Source organism: Streptomyces sp. NRRL F-5126, assembly GCF_000721265.1.
Lineage (GTDB): Bacteria > Actinomycetota > Actinomycetes > Streptomycetales > Streptomycetaceae > Streptomyces.
Genome location: NZ_JOFZ01000001.1, coordinates 203,549 through 222,126 on the forward strand (window position 1 = coordinate 203,549; position 18,578 = coordinate 222,126).

17 protein-coding genes are annotated in these 18,578 nt (G+C 73.8%); 4 read left to right on the plus strand and 13 right to left on the minus strand.

The genetic code is table 11. The features are described 5' to 3' along the window. Positions 1-6: 6 nt before the first annotated feature. On the minus strand, positions 7-909 hold the full coding sequence (locus tag IH48_RS0100910; protein ID WP_030897687.1) for a GNAT family N-acetyltransferase: 903 nt from the start codon (positions 907-909) through the stop codon (positions 7-9). 184 nt (positions 910-1,093) lie between these two features. Here IH48_RS0100910 and IH48_RS0100915 point away from each other — a divergent pair, with 184 nt between their 5' ends. The 3 genes from IH48_RS0100915 to IH48_RS0100925 all read left to right on the plus strand — a co-directional run bounded on the left by IH48_RS0100915 (position 1,094) and on the right by IH48_RS0100925 (position 3,851). Then, entirely contained in the window at positions 1,094-2,518 is a 1,425-nt protein-coding gene (locus tag IH48_RS0100915) for a CoA transferase (protein ID WP_420705429.1), read from the plus strand. Positions 2,519-2,550: 32 nt separating this feature from the next. Beyond that, positions 2,551-2,982 carry a YrdB family protein gene (locus IH48_RS0100920; RefSeq protein ID WP_078849449.1) on the plus strand — a complete coding sequence of 144 codons (432 nt, stop codon included), beginning with the start codon at positions 2,551-2,553 and terminating at the stop codon, positions 2,980-2,982. A gap of 74 nt (positions 2,983-3,056) precedes the next feature. After that, positions 3,057-3,851 (plus strand): GntR family transcriptional regulator, encoded by a 795-nt coding sequence (locus IH48_RS0100925; RefSeq protein ID WP_199809864.1) that lies wholly within the window; start codon positions 3,057-3,059, stop codon positions 3,849-3,851. 528 nt (positions 3,852-4,379) lie between these two features. On the opposite strand, the gene IH48_RS0100930 is transcribed toward IH48_RS0100925, so the two are convergent. The 10 genes from IH48_RS0100930 to IH48_RS0100975 are packed head-to-tail and all read right to left on the minus strand — an operon-like array spanning position 4,380 to position 14,951. Beyond that, positions 4,380-5,396 (minus strand): amidohydrolase family protein, encoded by a 1,017-nt coding sequence (locus tag IH48_RS0100930; RefSeq protein ID WP_051838913.1) that lies wholly within the window; start codon positions 5,394-5,396, stop codon positions 4,380-4,382. After that, entirely contained in the window at positions 5,393-6,241 is an 849-nt protein-coding gene (locus tag IH48_RS0100935; protein ID WP_030897694.1) for an alpha/beta fold hydrolase, read from the minus strand. The genes IH48_RS0100930 and IH48_RS0100935 overlap by 4 nt, the downstream gene beginning before the upstream one ends. Then, positions 6,238-7,167, minus strand: coding sequence for an FAD binding domain-containing protein (locus tag IH48_RS35605; protein ID WP_030897696.1), 930 nt, complete (start codon positions 7,165-7,167; stop codon positions 6,238-6,240). Before IH48_RS35605 ends, IH48_RS0100935 begins: the two co-directional genes overlap by 4 nt. Next, on the minus strand, positions 7,164-9,524 hold the full coding sequence (locus tag IH48_RS0100945; protein WP_051838915.1) for a xanthine dehydrogenase family protein molybdopterin-binding subunit: 2,361 nt from the start codon (positions 9,522-9,524) through the stop codon (positions 7,164-7,166). The genes IH48_RS35605 and IH48_RS0100945 overlap by 4 nt, the downstream gene beginning before the upstream one ends. Beyond that, the gene (locus IH48_RS0100950; protein ID WP_199809865.1) at positions 9,524-10,063 is read right to left on the minus strand and encodes a (2Fe-2S)-binding protein; all 540 of its coding nucleotides are present in this window, start codon (positions 10,061-10,063) and stop codon (positions 9,524-9,526) included. Before IH48_RS0100950 ends, IH48_RS0100945 begins: the two co-directional genes overlap by 1 nt. After that, positions 10,060-10,800, minus strand: coding sequence for a GntR family transcriptional regulator (locus tag IH48_RS0100955; protein WP_199809866.1), 741 nt, complete (start codon positions 10,798-10,800; stop codon positions 10,060-10,062). The genes IH48_RS0100950 and IH48_RS0100955 overlap by 4 nt, the downstream gene beginning before the upstream one ends. Further along, the gene (locus IH48_RS0100960) at positions 10,797-12,254 is read right to left on the minus strand and encodes a UbiD family decarboxylase (protein WP_037840747.1); all 1,458 of its coding nucleotides are present in this window, start codon (positions 12,252-12,254) and stop codon (positions 10,797-10,799) included. Before IH48_RS0100960 ends, IH48_RS0100955 begins: the two co-directional genes overlap by 4 nt. Positions 12,255-12,274: 20 nt before the next feature. After that, a complete protein-coding gene (locus IH48_RS0100965; RefSeq protein ID WP_030897718.1) occupies positions 12,275-13,291 on the minus strand; it encodes an ABC transporter substrate-binding protein in 1,017 nt (338 codons plus the stop codon). Between the two features lie 15 nt (positions 13,292-13,306). Next, entirely contained in the window at positions 13,307-14,140 is an 834-nt protein-coding gene (locus IH48_RS0100970; RefSeq protein WP_030897722.1) for an ABC transporter permease, read from the minus strand. Then, positions 14,112-14,951, minus strand: coding sequence for an ABC transporter ATP-binding protein (locus tag IH48_RS0100975; protein WP_051838918.1), 840 nt, complete (start codon positions 14,949-14,951; stop codon positions 14,112-14,114). The genes IH48_RS0100970 and IH48_RS0100975 overlap by 29 nt, the downstream gene beginning before the upstream one ends. A 464-nt stretch (positions 14,952-15,415) precedes the next feature. Between IH48_RS0100975 and IH48_RS0100980 the strand changes: the two genes are divergently transcribed. Next, on the plus strand, positions 15,416-16,186 hold the full coding sequence (locus IH48_RS0100980) for an SDR family NAD(P)-dependent oxidoreductase (protein WP_030897726.1): 771 nt from the start codon (positions 15,416-15,418) through the stop codon (positions 16,184-16,186). 485 nt (positions 16,187-16,671) lie between these two features. On the opposite strand, the gene IH48_RS0100990 is transcribed toward IH48_RS0100980, so the two are convergent. Together IH48_RS0100990 and IH48_RS0100995 are read right to left on the minus strand one after the other, a co-directional pair. After that, on the minus strand, positions 16,672-17,829 hold the full coding sequence (locus IH48_RS0100990) for a serine hydrolase domain-containing protein (protein WP_030897729.1): 1,158 nt from the start codon (positions 17,827-17,829) through the stop codon (positions 16,672-16,674). A gap of 66 nt (positions 17,830-17,895) precedes the next feature. Next, a complete protein-coding gene (locus IH48_RS0100995; RefSeq protein ID WP_051838920.1) occupies positions 17,896-18,522 on the minus strand; it encodes a TetR/AcrR family transcriptional regulator in 627 nt (208 codons plus the stop codon). Positions 18,523-18,578 lie beyond the last annotated feature (56 nt).

Consider the following 18,578-nt stretch of genomic DNA (forward strand, 5'->3'; position numbering starts at 1 on the left):
GCGCGCTCACAGCTTTCTGTGGCACACCGTCATCCGGTGCGTCGGCTCGTACCCCAGCGCCTCGTTGATCGCGCGCATATGGGGGTTGACGTCCGCGGTGTCGGTGAGCAGGCCGCCGAGGCGCGGGTGGCCGCGGCGCGCGTCGAGGATGGACGCGGACTTGATCCAGCGCCCGAGCCCGCGGCCGCGGTGCCGTGGCAAGACACCGGTGCCGTAGTGCTGGGCGTCACCCGTGCCGTCGCCGGGGACGACGAGCTCGGTGAAGGCGACGACCTCGCCGTCCGAGGTGCTGACGGCGGCGACGGTGTGCAGCAGGTCGCCCCGGTCGGCGACCGCCCGCGCCGCCGCCCGTACGCGCTCGACGTCCCAGGCGGGCGTCGCGCGGTCGACCGAGCCCATGGGCATGTCGTCCATGGCGCGGCGCGAGCGCGCGAAGGTCGGCGCGAGGTGCGCGGGCACGACGCCGTCCCAGGACAGCAGCCGGTAGCCGGCGTGCGGCCGTGCCACGGCGGCGGCGAGCGCGGCGGTGTCGACGTCCTGGAGCGCGAGGCGTACGTGGATCAGGGTCAGTGCGGTACGGAACCCGCGCGCGGCGAGGAACGCCTCGCCGGCCGATCCGGCGCGCGCCTCGGCCGCGAGGGTCCGGCGCCCCTCGTCCCTGGCGGCGCGGAGGGCGGCGGCCAGCAGCCGCGTGCCGACGCCGCGCCGCCGCTCGGCGGGATGCACGTGCAGGTCGAGGTCGGCGAGGTGGCTGCGGCCCTCGGCGCCGGGCAGCCGCACGAAAGCGGAGCCGACGGGGTTGCCGTCCTCGTCGTCGGCGAGCCACGCGAGGCGGCGGGCACCTGGCGCGGAGGGGACGGCGGGGTCGGCGGACGGGGCGTCGGTCAGTGGGGTGATGCGAGGGAACAAGGTGGCTCCTGGAGGTAGCGGCGGACGACTTCACGACCTGGGCGCGCCACGTGATCACTCGTACGCATGAGCCGTACACCTCCTCGTCGGGAACGACCCGCAGACGCTAACGGTCCGCGCGCGGTCGCGACAAGCCGATACCGCATGGCGTGCGTCCGCACGTATGCGGTGTCCTGCGCCGACAATGGGCGCCATGAACGTGACGCCTCACCCCGACGCCGCGACGGCGACCGCCTGGCAGGCCCTCGGCGGGCCGCCCGAGCTCCTGGAGCGCGTCTCCTACGAGGGCGCAGCCGACGTCCTGCCCGCGCGGCTGCCCGTGCGGGAGCTGGCGCGTGCCACCGTGGGCGCCGCGTCCCTGGCCGCCGCCGAGCTGCTCGCGGCGCGGCGCGGGGACGCGCGGGTACCGGCCGTGGCGGTCAAGGAGGGTGCGGTCGCCACCGCGTTCGTCAGCGAGCGCCACCTGCGGGTCGACGGCAGGCACCCGACGGCCTTCGCGCCGCTGTCCCGCTTCTGGCCGACGTCCGACGGCTGGGTGCGCACCCACGCCAACTACCCGCACCACCGGGCCCGGCTGCTGCGCGCGCTCGGCGCCGAGGACATCGGCGACGACGACAGGCTGGTCGCGCGCCTGGCCTCCCAGCTCGCCGGGTTGCGCGCCGATGACGTGCAGGAGGCCGTGTACACGGGCGGCGGGCTCGCCGTGCGGGTCGCCACCGCGCCGGTGGCGTCCACGCTGCCGCTGGTGGAGACGGTGGCGGACGGAGCCCAGGCGGGCGGGGCCGCGCCGGGCGGGGCGTCCGGCGCACGGCCGCTGGGGCCTGCGGCGCTGCCCGCGCAGGGCGTGCGCGTCCTCGACCTGACGCGGGTGATCGCCGGGCCGGTCGCCACCCGCACCCTGGCCCTGCTGGGCGCCGACGTGCTGCGCGTCGACTCGCCGCGGCTGCCGGAAACGCCGGACGCACACGCCGACACCGGCATGGGCAAGCGCTCGACGCTGCTCGACCTCGCGCCCGGCGGGGCCGACCGTGAGACCTTCGACGCGCTGCTCGCCTCCGCCGACGTGCTGGTGACCGGCTACCGGCCCGGCGCGCTCGACGGCCTCGGGCTGTCCGCGCACGCCGTACGGGAGCGCCACCCCGGCCTCGTCGTGGCGCAGCTGTCCGCGTGGGGCTGGTCCGAGGAGGCCGTGGGGCCCTGGGCGGGGCGCCGCGGCTTCGACAGCCTCGTCCAGGCGGCCAGTGGCATCGCGGCGACGGAGGCGGCGGACGACGGCTCGCCGGGCGCGCTGCCCGCGCAGGCCCTCGACCACGGGACGGGCTACCTGCTCGCCGCCGCGGTCCTGCGCTCGCTGACCGCGCGGCACGCGACGGGTGCGGGCTCGCATGTGCGGCTGTCGCTCGCGGGCACAGCGCGGTGGCTCCAGCACGGCATCGAAACCGATCCCCTGCCGGGGCCGCCGTACGCGCCCGACCAGTACGTCACGGAGCGCCCGTCCCCGGAACTCGCCGTGCGCCACGCGCTGCCGCCCGTCCACTACGAGGGCGCCCCCGCGGACTGGCGCCACCTCGCGACGCCCTGGGGCTCGGACACCGCGAACTGGTTGTGAGCGGCGCGGCGGGTCCGGGTACGGTCGACCGCATGAGTGAGGGCGAGGCGGAGCGCGGCGCGGTCCCGGGCACGGACCGGTCCCCCGCCGATGGCGGGCAGGTGCGGGACTGGACCGGGCGGCCCGTGTGGTTCGTGCTGAACGAGTCGCTGGCCTTCCTGGTGGAACTGGCCGCGTTCGCCGCGCTGTGCTGGTGGGGGCTGCGTACGGGCGGCACGCTGCTCGCCGTCGTGATGCCGCTCGCGGCCATGGTGGTGTGGGGGATGTTCGCCGCGCCCCGCGCCAAGTACACGCTGCCGCTCGCCGGTGTGCTGCTGGTCAAGGCTGTCGTGCTGGGCGGCGGCGCTGTCGCCCTGTGGGCTGCGGGGCGACCGGTGTGGGCCGTCGCGCTGGCGGTGATCGTGGTCGTCAACACCACGCTGGCGGAGGCCGGCCGCAGGCAGCCGCCGCGCACCGCCGCGTAGGGCCCCGTGGGCCGGGCGGGAACCGGGTGACGCGACGGGCGGCGGCGATGACGGGTAGCGGTAGCGGAGGACGAGTGACGGGCGGAAGTGTGACGGGTGACGGCGCGGGCCCGGACGAAGACGGCGCGGTGCGCCCCGGGCGGGCGAGGGCCGTGCTCGACCGGCCCGGGCTCACGGCGGGCGAGCGCGAGATCCTGCGCGTGCTGGGCAGGGCGGAGGACATCGGCAGCGTCGGCGCGCAGATCCTCGTGTCCGTCGGCGCCTCGATCGTCGAGGGGCGGCTCAAGCCGGGCGACGACCTGAACTCCGTCGAACTCGCCCGCCGCTTCCACAGCAGCCGCACGCCGGTCAGGGAGGCGCTGGCGACGCTGGAGCGCGAGGGCCTCGTCGAGATCGCCGCGCGCAAGCGGCCGCGGGTTCGCACGCTGGGGATCGACGAGGTCAGGGAGATCTACGAGCTGCGCGCCGAGCTGTACGCCCTGGTCAGCAGGCGCATCGTGCGGCACTGCCCGGACGAGCGCCTGGACGAGCTGCGCGAGGCGCAGGCCGACCTGGAAGCAGCGGCGGCGGACGGCGACGTGGAGCGCTACTTCTGGCACGTGGTGGGTTTCCGCACGACGGAGGCCAGGCTCGCGGCGAACGAGACGGTGCGCGGCGTCCTCGACTCGGTGGGCATCAGGACGCTGCAACTGCGCCACCTGAGCCTGTCGTTGCCGGGGCGCGTGGAGACGTCCGTCGGCGACCACAGGCGCCTGCTGCAGGCCTACACCGAACGGGACGCCGACCTGGCGGCCGCGCTCAACCGCTCCATCGTCCGCCGGGGCCTGGCGGCGGTGGAGGGCTCGGTCTTGAGCGGCTTCTCCGGCTGACGGGCAGCCCGCTGCCGGGGCGTTCGCCCCTCGCCCGGCCGCGCACGGGCGCCGTGGCGGGCGGAACAGCCGGGGCCGGCGTTCGGCGCGCGGGGCCCCGGACTGGCCGCGCGCCGCAGGTAACCCCCGGAGGCAGCACCTCCACGGGCCGAAGCCGCCGCGTGCGGGGCCCGCCGAGAGCCGGAGCCACAGTGGGCGCCTGCCCCGTCCGGACGGGAGCCGCATTCGGGCCCAACGCCAGGGCCCGGCCGTCCGCGGACCGCCGGAGGCACCCAGACACGGCCCCGGCGCCGGCAGGGCACCGCACGCGAGCCCGCTGAGCCGGAAGGCGGCCGGGCGGGCGCCTGCCCCGTCCAGACGGGAGCCGCATACGGCCCAAGACCAGGGGACGGCCGGCCGCGGGCCGCCGGAGGCACCCAGACACGGCCCCGGCGCCGGCAGGGCACCGCACGCGAGCCCGCTGAGCCAGGAGGCGGCCGGGCGGGCGCCTGCCCCGTCCGGACGGGACGATGGTGCCGGACGGTCGTGTTACGCGCCCCCTCCCCCAGGCGGCCGGAACAGCCCGGCCGCCGACAGCACGCGCGCCCGGTCCTCTTCGGCCGGTTTCAGCGCGTCGAGCGCGGCCACCGGCCGGTCGAGGCGCATCGGGAACGGGTAGTCGCTGCCGAGCGCGACCCTCCCGGGACCGGCGAAGTCCAGCAGGTGGCGCAGGGCGTCGTCGTCGTGCAGGACCGTGTCGAAGTACAGCCTGCCGGCGAGCTGCCGCGGGCTCAGCCGGCCCCTCGCCCGTGCCGCCGGCGGGGCCGCGGTGAAGCCACGGTCGAGCCGGCCCATCTGGTAGGGGACGAAGCCGCCGCCGTGCACCAGCAGGACCCGCAGGCCCGGATACTCCTCCAGGATCCCGCCGAGCAGCAGCGCGGCCGCCGCGAACGTCGTCTCCGACGGGTTGCCGACCAGGATGTGCAGGAACAGGCGCCGCATCCTCTCGGGCACGTCGAGCTCCGCCGGGTGCACGATGACCGGCACGTCCAACTCCTGCGCCGTGCGCCAGAAGGGGGCGAGTGACGGATCGTCCAGGCCCGTGCCGCCGACGCGCGCGCCGATCTGCACGGCCTCGTGGCCGAGTTCCGTGACGGCCCGGCGCAGTTCGGCGGCCGCGAGGTCAGGCGCCTGGAGCGGCACGGCCGCCGCGCCCTTGAACCGGCCCGGGTGAGCGGCGCACAGCGCGGCCGTCGAGTCGTTCTGCACGCGGGCCAGCCACAGGCCGTCGCGTGGCGGCAGTTCGTACCCTGCGAGGTCCATCCAGGGGGCGACGAGCTGCACGTCGACGCCGGCGGCCGCCATCCACGCGAGCCGCTCCGCGACATCGCTGAGGCGGGGGATCAGCGGCAGCCCGCTCGGCCTGCCGCCGACCTCGACGCGTGTGACCCGCCTGCCGTCCACCTCGCGCGACGTCAGCCGCACGCCGTGTGCCTCGCCCTCCTCGCGGATGCGGTCCACGGCGTGCGCGCCGACGTGGTGCGCGTGGACGTCGACGACCGTCACGACGCCGCCCCTGCCCTGGAGGAGCGGCGGACCAGCGCGGCGAGCGCGGCCGCCACCGCCTCCGGGTTCTCCAGCGGGGTCAGGTGGCGGGTGCCGGGCACCACCGTCGCCGGGCCGTCCCCGACGAGGTCCGCCAGCGCCCGCGCCATCGCCGGCGGGGTCGCCAGGTCGTCCTGGCCGACGAGGACCGCGGCCGGGCGGGGCACGGTGGGCGCCGATGCCCTCAGGTCGGCGGCGCCGAGCATGGCGCACGTCGCCTCGTATGCGCTGAGGTCGTTGGCGGTGAAGACGGCCCGCAGGCGCTCCATCAGCTCGGGCTCCCGCTGGCGGAACGCGTCGCCGAACCATCGCGTCAGCTGGAACGGGATGAGCGCGCCGAGCCCCTCGCGCCGTGCCTTCGCCGCTCGCCCGGCCCAGTCGGCTGCGGCTGTGGGCCCGTACCAGGCGGTGGTGTCGACGAACAGCGCTGCGCGCGTGCGGTCGCGATGGCGGGCGGCGAACGCCTGCGCCACGCAGCCGCCCATCGAGCAGCCCGCGACGATGGCGTCCCGCCATCCGAGGTGGTCCATCAGGTCGGCCAGGTCGTCGGCGAACTGCTCGACGCTGTAGGGGCCTTGCGGCCGCCCGGAGCGTCCGTGGCCACGGCAGTCGTAGGTCAGCGCCTCGGCGCGGCCGGCGAGCAGCGGTACCACTCTCGACCACAGCGACCTGTCGAGGGCGAGGCTGTGCACGAGGACGACGCGCGGCGGGTCGGGAGGCGCGTCCCGCGCGGCGGGTGTGTGCGTGTACGACAGGGCGACGCCGTCGCGGGTGGGTGCCTCGCCGTCGATCGTGGTGCCGGTCACCGGCCGCCTCCTTCGTCTTGTGCGGCGCCGCGTGCCCGGCGCAGCGCGGTGGTGAGCGCCCGCCGCGCGAACTCCGCGATCATGCGCGTCTTGTATGCGGCCGATCCCCGCACATCGTCGTAGGGGTGTGTGGAGGATGCGGCGGTCGCCGCGGCCTGTGCGACGAGCTCTTCGCCTGCCGTCTCGCCGAGCAGCCGGGTCAGGTCGACGGCGACGGGACCGCCCTCGACGGAGCCGACGGCGAGGGAGAGCCTGCGGGCGCGGCCATGCGCGTCGAGCGAGGCGACGGCGGCGACGTGCACGCACGCGTACTCCCACACGCCGCGGACCAGGAATTTCTCGAAGGCCGAGCCGGTGGCGCCGTCCTCGGGGCGCGGCAGCGGCAGGCGGACGGACTCGATCAGCTCGTCGCGCCGCAGCCCGCCGGGGCCGGTCAGCTCCCCCATGGCGAGCGTGCGTGGGCCCCGGGCGCCGCGCACGGCGAGTACCGCTCCGGCGGCGGTCAGCGCGACGGGCGGATCGTGCGCGTCGTCGCGCGCCGCGATGTTCCCGCCGAGTGTGACCAGCCTGCGTACGCGGGCGGTGGCGACCGACCCGCACGCCTCGCTGACGGCGGGCCAGACGCGGGCGAGTCTCTCGTCGGCGGCGCACGCTTCGAGGCGCATGCCGGCGCCGAGGGTGGTCCCGTCGCTGTCGTGCCGTATCTCCGACAGGCCGGGCAGCCCGGCCAGCGAGACGAGGGTGGCCGCGCGCGCCGTCGTGTTGCGGTGGTGGCGGTCGAGCGCGTGGCGGACACCGCCGCCGAGCGCGGCGGCATCGTCCGCGGCGAGCAGCGCCACCGCCTCGTCGACCGTGCCCGGTACGACGATCCCGACGGGTGCGCGGCGTGCGTCGAGCGGGGCGGGTCCGGGTGCGAGCGTGGTCATCGGCTGTCCTCCTCCTTCCCTGCGGCTGTGGGTGGGGCGGCGCGGTTCGCCATGCCCCAGAACACCTTCTCCGCCGTGATCGGCAGCTCGTGGACCCGTACGCCCACCGCGTCCGCCACGGCGCTCGCGATGATCGACGGCACCGGGTCGAGCGATATCTCGCCGACACCCTTCGCGCCGAAGGGCCCCGTCGGCTCGTAGGAATCCGCGAACTCCACGTGCAGTTCGCGCGGCATGATCCCCGCCGTGGGCAGCTTGTAGTCGGAGAAGTTGGGTCGCGCGGGCGCCCCGTCCTGCCAGGCGAAACGCTCGGTGACCGCCATGCCGAGCCCCTGCGCGACGCCGCCCTCGACCTGTCCCTCGGCCAGCGGCGGGTTGAGGACCGTGCCGCAGTCGACGACGGCGGCGAACTCCGTGACGGTGATCGCGCCCGTCGCCGGGTCGACCTCCACCTCTGCCGCCTCGGCGGCGAAGTTGTAGGCCCCCGACTCGTTGCCGTAGCGGGACTGGTCGGGGAAGTCGGACGGGTTGTCGAACGAGCCGAGCCCGACGATCGGCTGCCCGTCGGGCCGGTAGAGCTCGGCCCGCACGACCGCGCCGACCGGTGACGACACGGCGCCCTCACCGTCCGCACCGGCCGGCCCGTGCACCACCCCGTCGGCCACCCACAGCTGTGACGCCGGCCGGTCCAACTGGCGCGCCGCGGCGTCCAGGAGCTGCTCGCATGCCTGCTCGGCCGCGCGCTTGACGGCGTTGCCCGCGACGTACGTGACGCGGCTGGCGAGCGCGCCGAGCGCGTGCGTCGTCAGGTCCGTGTCGGGGCGGGAGACGGAGACGTCCGCGACGGCGATGCCGAGTTCGGCGGCGGCGATCTGCGCGAGGGTCGTCCGCGCGCCCGTGCCGATCTCTCCCTCGCCGACGATGACCGCGGCGCGCCCGTCCTCCGTGAGCCGGACGATCGCGGAACTGCCGTCGTAGTCGCCGAAGCTGCGCCGCCCCGATACGTGGACGCTGACGCCCATCGCGAGGCCCCGGTTGGGTGCCGGGGCGGCGCGCTTGCCCGCCCAGTCGATCGCCTTGGCCGCCCTGCTGATGCACTGCTTCAGCTCGCAGCTGGTGATGCGGTGGTTGTGCGGGGAGACGCTGCCGGATTCCACGGCGTTCATCAGGAACAGGTCGGGCACCTCGATGCCCAGCCTTTCCGCCGCCAGGTCCCACGCCTGCCCGACGGCCCAGTCGGCTGACGGGTTGCCGAAGCCGCGGAAGGCGCCAGTGGGCACGAGGTTGGTGTAGACGAGACGCGAGTGCGCCTTCACCGCCCGGTAGTTGAAGAGCGCGTCGTGGCGGACGGTCGCGGCGCCGAGCACCGCCTGCGCCTTGCCCGTGTAGGCGCCGTTGTCCGCGATCACCTCGATGTCCTTCGCCGTGACGAGGCCGGACGCGGTGAAGCCGAGCTTGACCCGGTAGCGCATGGGGATGCGGGGGCGGCTCGCGAGGAACTCGTCCTCGCGCGTGTTGACGAGCTGCACGGGCCTGCCCGTCTTCCTGGCCAGGATGGCGCAGATGACGGACGTGTTGTCGTCGCCCGACTTGCCGCCGAACCCGCCGCCGATCTCCGTCTGCACGACCCGCACCGACCGCAGCGGCAGGCCGAGTGCCGTCGCGTAGCGCTGGCGGGCGAGGAACGGCGTCTGCGTGTTCACCCACATCGACATGCGCTCCCCCGACCACTCGGCGGTGCAGCCGATGGTCTCGATGGAGGCGTGCCACTGGCGTGCCGTCTCCCAGACGCCCTCGACGACGACGTCGCTGCGGTCGAACCAGTCGTCGGCGCCTCCCCGGTCGAAGCCGAACTCGTGGGCGACGTTGCCCGGTGCGTCGTCGTGGACGAGGGGCGCGCCCTCGGCGAGCGCCTCGTCGAGCGAGCCCACGGCGGGCAGGGGCTCGTACGCGACGGAGATCAGCTCGCAGGCACGGCGCGCGGTCTCCAGGTCGCGGGCGGCGACGGCCGCCACCTCGTCGCCCACGTACCGGACGCGGTCGAGCGCGAGGGGGTACACGTCGGGGCGGAACGCGCCCCACTTCACCTTGGCGGTGTCCTCGCCGGTGATGACGGCCAGCACGCCGGGCAGCCGCTCGGCGCGCGAGGTGTCGATGGACAGGACGCGCGCATGGGCGTGCGGGGAGCGCAGGACGGCGCCGTACAGCATGCGGGGCAGCCGGGTGTCCGCCGCGTAGGAGGAGCGGCCCGTCACCTTCTCCACGCCGTCGATGCGCTCGACGGGCCGGCCGATCAGCGGCGAGAGCAGGGCCCGGCCGAGGTCGAGCCCGGCTGCGGGCAGTTCCGTGGTGGACATCAGCTCTTCCCCTCGGAGCGGGCGGCCGCGCGGGCCGCGTCGAGGATCTTCACGTAGCCGGTGCACCGGCAGTAGTTGCCGTCGACGGTCGCGCGCAGCCGCTCCTCGCTCGGCTCCGGGTCGCGGTCGAGCAGCGCCCGCACGCCCATGACGTGGCCCGGCGTGCAGAAGCCGCACTGGAACCCGGCCTTCTCGACGAACGCGCGCTGCACCGGGTCCAGGCCTTCGGGCCCGCCCAGGTCCTCCACGGTGCGGACGTCGCTGCCTTCCAGCAGGCCCACCATCTTCAGGCAGGACGGCACTGCCTCCCCGTCCACGATGACCGTGCAGGCGCCGCAGTACCCGATCTCGCAGCCGGACTTCGTGCCGGTCAGGTCCAGGTCGTGGCGCAGAACGTCGAGGAGCGGCCTGCCGGGGTCGTCGACATGGATCTCGACGTCTTCGTGGTTGAGCCGGAAACGCAGTGGTACGGACATCGCCTTCCTCGCCTCTGTCTCGCCTGTGTACGGGCCGCCGCCTTTCGGCGTCCGTGCGGTCATGGCTCCTCCCCCGTCCAGCCGGACCGCTCTATGGCCGCGAAGCCGCCTCTGACCAGCGACTGGGTGAGCGCGGACGCCAGGTCGGCGTCGCGCTCCTCGTAGGCGCGCAGCAGGCGCGCGTGGTCCTTGGCGGAGGGGCCGAGCCTGCCGGGCTGCGACAGGCTGAGGTGGCGCAGCTGGAGCGCGCGCAGCCCGAGCGTGTCCAGCACCCTGCGCAGGGTCGCGTCCCGCGCGATGGCCGCCTCCTTGTTGCGGTACTGGACGTTGACCCAGAAGTAGCGGTCCACATCGTCCTCGGCGGCCGCCAGGTCGAGCGCGTGCTGGTGGCGGCGCAGCGCGTCGAGGTCATCGGCGGTGGCGACCTTGCACACCAGGTGGCTCACCACCGCGTACAGCTCGGCCCGCAGGTTGTACAGCTCGCGCACCTCGCTCAGCAGCAACCGCGCCACTCTGGGCCTGCGGCGCGCGGTGATCTGGACGAAGCCCTCGCGCTCCAGCACGAGCAGTGCCTCCCGCACCGGTGTCCTGCTGCTGTTGAACGTCCGTGCCAGCTCGACCGAGTTGAGGTCGTCACCGGGCGAGAGCCTGCCCTCGATGATCTCCGCCGCGACCGCGACGGCTATCTCGTCGGCGATGCTGGCACCCGGCACGCCGCGGCCCAGCATCCGTGTCAGCTCGTGCCACCCGGCCTTGTCCCCGATCTTCGGGTACGGCGGGCGGCTCGGCGCAGTGCTCACCGCGGCCCGCCCAGCACGTCGGGCCAGCGCTTGACGACCTGGTCGAGCAGGGCCGGGTCGGCCTCCGCGACCCTGGGGAAGGATCCGAGCCGGGACCAGGGCCTGCACGCGTCGATGACTGCCCGGCTGTTGAAGGGTGGTGCGTCCCGCTCGCGCAGCGGGTCGACGCGGCTGCCCCAGGTCTTGCGCAGCGTCTCGATGTCCTCCGCCGGGTCCGTACGGGTGCACATCGCCCACACCACGTCGCTGAGGCTGCGCGGGTTGACGTCGGCGTCGACGACGACCACGAACTTGTTCATGTAGGCGGCGGCGGGCAGTTGGGCAGCCAGGTAGCCGGCCTGCCGGGCGTGCCCCGCGTACCGCTGGTCGATCGCCACGGCCAGCAACTGGCGTCCACCGCCCGCCTCGTGGGCCCACACTCCCTCGACTCCCGGCAGCCCGCACCGGATGAGGGCGTCCTGGATCATGGCGGACTTCATGACACTGCGCATGTAGGAGTAGTCGTGCGGGGGCTTGCCGGGGGGAGCGCCCAGCAGAATGGGGTCGTCGCGGAAGTAGACGCGCTCCACGTCCAGGGTCAGGACGGGCTCGGCGCCGCCGCTGTAGTAGCCCGTCCACTCGCCGAACGGGCCCTCCTGCTCACGCCGGCCGGGGCGGAGCCACCCCTCGACGGCGATCTCGGCGCCCGCCGGGATCGGCAGGCCGGTGACCTCTCCCTTGACGACGTCGACGGGCCTGCCGCGCACGGCGCCCGCGTACTCCAGCTCGGAGGTGCCGGCCGGCACCTCCGTGCCCGCGACGACCAGCAGCAGCGGGTCGTGTCCGAGCGACGCCGTCACCGGCGCCCTGCCCTCCCGGGCGAACCACTCCCGCACGTGGGCGGCGCCGTGCTTGCCCGCCTCGATGTTGATGCTCGCCGCACGCCCGTCGTTTTGCACCTGCATCCGGTACGCGCCCGCGTTGAGCACGCCCGTGCCGGGGTCGGTCGTGAACACCGCGCAGCCGGTGCCGATGTAGCGCCCGCCGTCCGCCTCGTGCCACAGCGGCACCGGGAATTGCAGCAGGTCGATGTCGTCGGGCCCGAGGACGTTCTGTGCGACGGGGCCCGTCGCCACCTCGCGCACCGGGTAGCGGGAGGCGTTCGCGGCCCACTCGCCCGGCTTGCTGCGCAGCGCCTCCACCAGCGCCTTGTCGTCCAGGTCCGTGCCGAGCCCGAGCGTCATGCCGAGGCGGCGGGCGTTGCTCATGGACGCCGTCAGCACCCGCTGCCCGCGCCGGTGGCCGACGATGTCGTCGAAGAGCAGCGCGGGCGGGTCGTGGCGCTGGTAGTTGGCCTGGGACACGGCGCCGATCTCCTTGTCCCAGTGGGCGCCTTCGACCGCCCTGACCTCGCCCAGCTTCTCGGCGAGCGCGAGCCAGTCCCGCAGGTCGTCGATGTCGTCGAGTGATCCCACGCCACTCGCCCTCCGTTCCGTCACTTGTACAGGGAGCCGATGAAGCCGGACGCCTTCAGCTTGTCGACGTAGGAGTTGTCGATGAACACGTCGGTGTTCTTCGGCATCGTGCCGACGCCCTTGGCGACCGTGGCGGCGAAGGCGTCGTGGACGAGCCCGGGATCGACCCTCGGGTCCTTCGCCCACAGCCGGTTGAAGAAGTCGTACGAGTACTCGGCGAGCGCCTTGTTGTCGACTCCGCTGTGTTTCATGATGCTGCGCACCGCCGCCTGACGGTTGTTGTGCAGCAGTGCGAGGCACTGTGCCTCGGACTTGGTGAAGGCGGCGACGGCCTTGCCGTTGGCGGACAGGTAGTCGGTCCGCACGGTGTAGGCGTTGGCCGCGACCGGCAGGTCCGTGAAGTCCATGATCTTCTTGAATCCCTTGCGCCGGGTCTTGGTGCCGGTCGGCGGCTGGGTCACGATCGCGTCGACCGCGCCGTTCTCCAGGGCCGACACCTCGGCCGGTGTGGACTTCAGATAGACCTTCTGGACGTCCTTCTTCGACCAGCCGTTCTTCTTGATGAGCGCGTCCATCGCCGCATCGCCGAGTGAGCCGGGCGAACTCAGCCCGATCTTCGCGCCCTTGATGCCGTCACCGGGGCGCAGCGACTTCCTGCCCCACATCTCCATGTAGTAGCGCTTGATGGGCAGCGCGATGTACCGCAGGTCGACGCCCTTGAGATTCATCGCGCCCGCCGCCGTCGCCGTGGTGGCGCCGACACCGATCTGCACACTGTTGCTCACCAGCGCGGCCACCAGCTGCGACGAGCTGTTGAGCAGTGTGAGCTTGACGTCGAGGCCGTTCTTCTTGAACACGCCGTAGTCCTGGCAGACGTAGAGGTCCGAGTAGGCGGCGCCGATGGCGGTGTAGCCGATCGTCATCTTCATACTGGCCGGCCGCACCGAGGCGGATCCCGACACCGCGCAGCCCGAGGCGGTCAGCGCGAGTACAACACCCAGCGGAACGGAGAGCCTTCTCGTGGCGCGCATGCGCATGGACGGTCTCCTCACTCAGTCCGTGGCCGACCAGAACGTGAAACGCCGCTCGAGCTGTCCGACGCCCCGGGTGAGGACGATGGCCACGACGGCGATCACGGCGATGGAGGCCATCGCGTCGTCCATCTCGAAGTTCGACGTCTGCAACTGCACCTGGTAGCCGAGGCCAGACGAACCCATGAACAGCTCGGCGACGATGGCACCGATCAGGGCGCGCCCCACCGCCTGCCGTACGCCGGCGAGGATGTACGGGAGCGTCGCGGGAAAGGCGACGGACCGCAGGGTGTACATGCGGGACGCGCAGTAGACGCGGGAGACCTGCGTGTACGCCGGGTCGAGGTTGCGCGTGCCGGCGATGACGTTGATGAGCAGCGGGAACATCGAGCTCCACACCACGATCACCAGGCGTGCTTGCGTCCCTATGCCGAACCAGAAGATCAGCATCGGCAGGAACACCACGTAGGGCACCGAGTACATGATGCTGATCAGCGGGTCCGTCAGCCCGAAGAGGTACCTGTTGCGGCCGATCAGCAGGCCGACCGGTATCCCGACGACGACGGAGATCGCCATGCCGAGCGCGACGATCGACAGCGTCGACCCGAGGGGCCCCCAGATCGTGCCCGACGCGATCGAGTCGACCAGCGCCGTGAACGCGCCGGCCGGCGAGCTGCTGAAGTTGGGGTCGACGATGCCCGTGGAGGCGCAGACCTGCCAGGCCGCCAGCACCACGATCAGGCCCACGGCCCCGAGGGCCAGGTTGAGGTGGCGGCCGGCCGGACGGCGCGGGCCCGTCCTCGCCTCGCGGAGCGGGGCCTGGACCCTATCCGACGACAGTTGCGTTGCTGCCATGGTCACTCGCCCTTCGGCCTGGTTGGGTCTGGCTCATGACGAGCCGGAGGATGTAGTCGCTGATCTCCTGGAATTCGGGTGAGCGCTTGACGGCCGCCTCGCGCGGGCGCGGCAGATCGACATCGACGACCTCGACGAGGTGGGCGGGGCCGCTGGAGAACACGACGACGCGGTCGGCGAGGAACACGGCCTCCGGCACGTCGTGCGTGACGAAGACGGCGGTCTTGCCCTTGCCGGCGCCGTCCGCCTGCCATATGCGGGTCAGCTCCTCCTGCATGACCTCGCGCGTCTGCGCATCGAGCGCGGAGAACGGCTCGTCGAGCAGGAGCAGGTCGGGGTCGGTCGCCAGGGCGCGTGCCAGGTTGACGCGCTGGCTCATGCCGCCGGACAGCTCGCGCGGATAGGTGGCCTCCTTGCCCGCGAGCCCCACCAGCCGCACCAGATCGGCGACGCGCGCCCTGCCGGCCGTGTCGAGCCGCTTCTGCGCCTTGAGTCCGAACTCGATGTTCGTCTCGACCGTCCGCCACGGGAACAGCGACGCGTGCTGGAAGACGAGGGATCGGTCGGGCGAAGGGCCCTGTATCTGCGCGCCGTTCAGCTCCAGGCGGCCCGAGGACACCGGCGTGAGGCCCGCCAGCGCCGTCAGGAACGTGGTCTTCCCGCAGCCGCTCGGGCCCACGATGGCCACGAACTCGTTCTCCGCGATCTCGAACGACAGCCCGTCGCACGCGAGGGAGAACGCTGCGGTGCGGGACGACCAGTGCCCGAGCCGTACGTCGTCGACGACCAGTTTCTGGGATGGATGGTTCACGGATACCTCCTCCGAGGGGAGAGCCGGTCACGCGGCCGAGCACCCGGGCCGTCTCGCACCCGAAGTGTCGACACTCTGATTCAAGCAGCGGCCTCGGTCGATGTCCATAGGGCGGCGAACACCCGTTCAAGTTGTTCGGGTGTCGCCGGGTTGACGCGCCGGATCCCTTCCGTCCGCCGACTGGCCGCCACCCGCATGGTGCGGATGAATACGGGAATGCCCTACCTCAGAGCGGGACCAAGCGGAGCAAACAAGCCCCACTGCCTCCACCGGGCTCGTCGCACCCTTCCCCGCCACCCGTCGCCGGGATGGGGAATCACTCGGCGCGGAAGTGGGGCCGACGCAGGAGCGGCACACGATCTAGTGTCGACACTTGATGAGGATCGGCCACGCCCGCCCGTGCCGGTCAAACCGAGCGGCACGGCCTCTGGTGCACCGGGTGCGTGCGGTGATCTCATCGTCCGATGGAGCGATTCGACGGATACGGCGTACTGATCACCGGCGCGGGACGCGGCATCGGGGCCGCTGTCGCGAGGCGGCTCGCCGGCGAGGGCGCGCGGGTCCTCGTGACGGACGTGGACGAGGCACGGGCCGGCGCGACCGCCGCGGCCATCGAGGGCGCGGAGCCGTTCCGCTGCGACGTGGGCGACCGCGTGTCGGTCGAGGCGGCCGTCGCGCACGCGGTGGAGCGGTTCGGACGGCTCGACGTGCTGGTCAACAACGCCTACTCGTGCACCCCCGACGAGCCGCGGTTCGAGGACGAGACCGACGAGGCCTGGGCCCGCGACCTCGACCTCACGCTCACCGGCGCGTTCCGCTGCGCGCGTGCCGCGCTGCCGCACCTGGTCGCGTCGGGGCGCGGGGCCATCGTCTCGATCGGCTCGGTCAACGGCGAGCAGGACTTCGGCAATCACGCCTACAGCGCGGCGAAGGCGGGCCTCGCGAGCCTGACGAGGACACTGTCGGGTCATGCCGCGCCCAGGGGCGTGCGGGTAAACCTCGTCGAGCCGGGGACGGTGCACACGGAGGGCTGGGCCGGCCGCGAGGCCGTGCTCGAACGGGCGGCCGCGCTGTACCCGCTGGGGCGTGTGGGGCGGCCGGACGACATCGCGGCGGCCGTGGCCTTCCTGGCGTCGCGGGACGCGGCGTGGATCACCGGGGTGGCGCTGCCGGTCGACGGCGGGATCCTCACGGCGCAACTCGGCTTCCGCAGGGCCGTGGCCGGCCAGGACTGATGGAGCGCCCGCCGGGGCAGCCTCCGCCGCCCTGCTGCGGCGCGTCGCCGAGCGTGCCCGGGCGGCGGTCCAGGCGGCGGTCCGGGCGCCGGCAACGCCTGGGTCGCGGGCGCGCGCGGCTGCCTCGCGACGCGTGCGGCACGCCCGCCCCGGCCGTCGGGGCGCGGCAGGGGAGGGCGCAGGCCCGGCGTACACGCGGCGCAGGCCCGGCCACGGTGCGCGGAACGCGCCACACAGCTCAACCGCCGGGCCCGTGAGGCGCAATCGGCTCGGCGCACGCGCAACCCCGCTGAGCGCGGCAGGCAGCACGGTCGAACCCGACCGCCGGGCCCGCGCGGCGCGAAGGGCCCGCGCGGCGCGACGGGCGCTCGCGGTGCGACGGGCGCTCGCGGTGCACTCGGCGCACTCGGCGCAACGACCAAGCCGGCCGAGCGCGCATGGCCGCGCTCGCGGTCCACGCCCCCCGTGTCGGGTCGCGGCGGCCGTCAGAGCGCCGCGCGCACCGCCCGTACCAGGGCCTGTGCCCGCGGGTCCGCCGTGACGCCCTTGCGCATCCCGTTCGTCACGTACCCGAAGGCGATCCCCGACTCCGGGTCGGCGAATCCCAGCGAGCCGCCCCGGCCGGGATGCCCGAACGACCCCTTCGCCAGCATCGGCGCCGCCGGGCCGTGCAGCATGTAGCCGAGGCCGAAGCGCGTCGAGACGACCAGCACACGGTCGGGGCCCGCCGATTCCTCCGTGCGCGCGAGCGTCAACGTGGCCGGGGCGAACAGCCGGTGGCCGTCCACCGGGCCGATCATCGCCGCGTACGCGCGCGCCAGCGCCCGAGCCGTCGAGATGCCGCCCGACGCGGGCATCTCCGCGGCGTGGTACTCCGGCGCGTTCTCGTCCACGGCGGGCCGGATCACGCCGAACGCCCGTCGCGTCAGCGAGCCGGGGTCCGCGTACGCCTCCGCCACCGACCGCTTCGGCCGCAGCCGCGGTGCGCCACCGGACGCGGGCGGCTCGGCCACCTCGCCGATCCTGCCGACCCTGCGCGCCTCCCCGTCCGGCAGCCCGATCCAGAAGTCGAGGCCCAGCGGCCGCGCGATCTCCTCCGCGACCCAGTACCCGACGGACCGTCCGGTCGCGCGCCGCACGAGCTCCCCGACCAGCCAGCCGTACGTGTGCGCGTGGTACCCGTGGTCGGTGCCCGGCTCCCACACGGGTCGCTGCGCGGCCAGCGCCCGCGGCCCCGACTCGCCGTCGAGCGCCTCGGCAGGGGTCAGCGGGACGTCCACCACCGGTACGCCCGCACGGTGGGACAACAGGTGCCGCACAAGGACGCGTTCCTTGCCCGCCGCCTTGAACTCGGGCCAGTACGTGCCGACGGGGGCGTCCAGGTCGATCCGGCCGCGCTGGTGCAGCAGCAGCGGTACGGCGGCTGCGATGCCCTTCGTCGCGGACCGTACGACCTGCGCGGTGTCGACGGCCCACGGTTCACGTCCCGCGGCGTCGCGCGCGCCCGCCCACAGGTCGACGACCTTGCGGCCGTCGCGGTAGACGGAGACGGCCGCGCCGCGTTCGCCGAGGCGCTCGAAGTTCCGTACGAAGGCGTCCCTGACCGGCTCGAAGCCGGCCGCCACCATGCCCTGGACGTCCACGCCCGCACTCCCGCTCGTCATTCCACTTCGGCGTACCGCGCGGCACCGGGTGCGGTGCCGCACCCTCTATGGTGCAACGTTTCCTGAGAGGTCAGGACCGGGCCCCCAGCCGTGCTCGAGGAGAGCGAAGGCGCGCTCGATGGCGGCACGCGGGTCCCGCGTGCCGCGCACCAGGCTGGGCACCTCCAGCGCGAAACGGGCCAGCGCACGGCAGGACGCGTCGTCCTCGGGCGCCCCGACGTCGGCGGCGATGGCACGCGCGAGTGCAGCCTCGTGCCTGATCCACATGCGCCGCGCCTGCTCCCGCAGCGCGGGGGTCGCGTCGACCAGCGCGAGGAACCGCGCGAACTCGGGCCTCGCGTCGAGGCGTGTGCGCAGGACGTGCTCCCGCAGCGCGGCGGGGACCGACTGGCCCGGGGGACGCTCGCTCACGGCGGCGACGAGCGCGGACTCCAGGGACTCGTCCTCGTCGAAGAGCAGCGCCTCCTTGCCCGAGAAGTGCTTGAACAGGGTCGTGGTCGACACGTCCGCCGCCTCCGCCACGTCCTTGACGCTGACGTCGTCGTAGCCGCGCTCGAGGAACAGCCTGAGCGCGGCGTCGGACAGCGCCTTGCGGGTGGCGGCCTTCTTGCGCTCCCTTCGCCCGACCGTGGCGCCGGGCTCGGTGCGGATGTCTGCCTGTGTCTCGCTCATGGCATCACTCTACCGTCTCGGTTGCACGAGTCAGAAAGTTGATTCATTGCACTTTT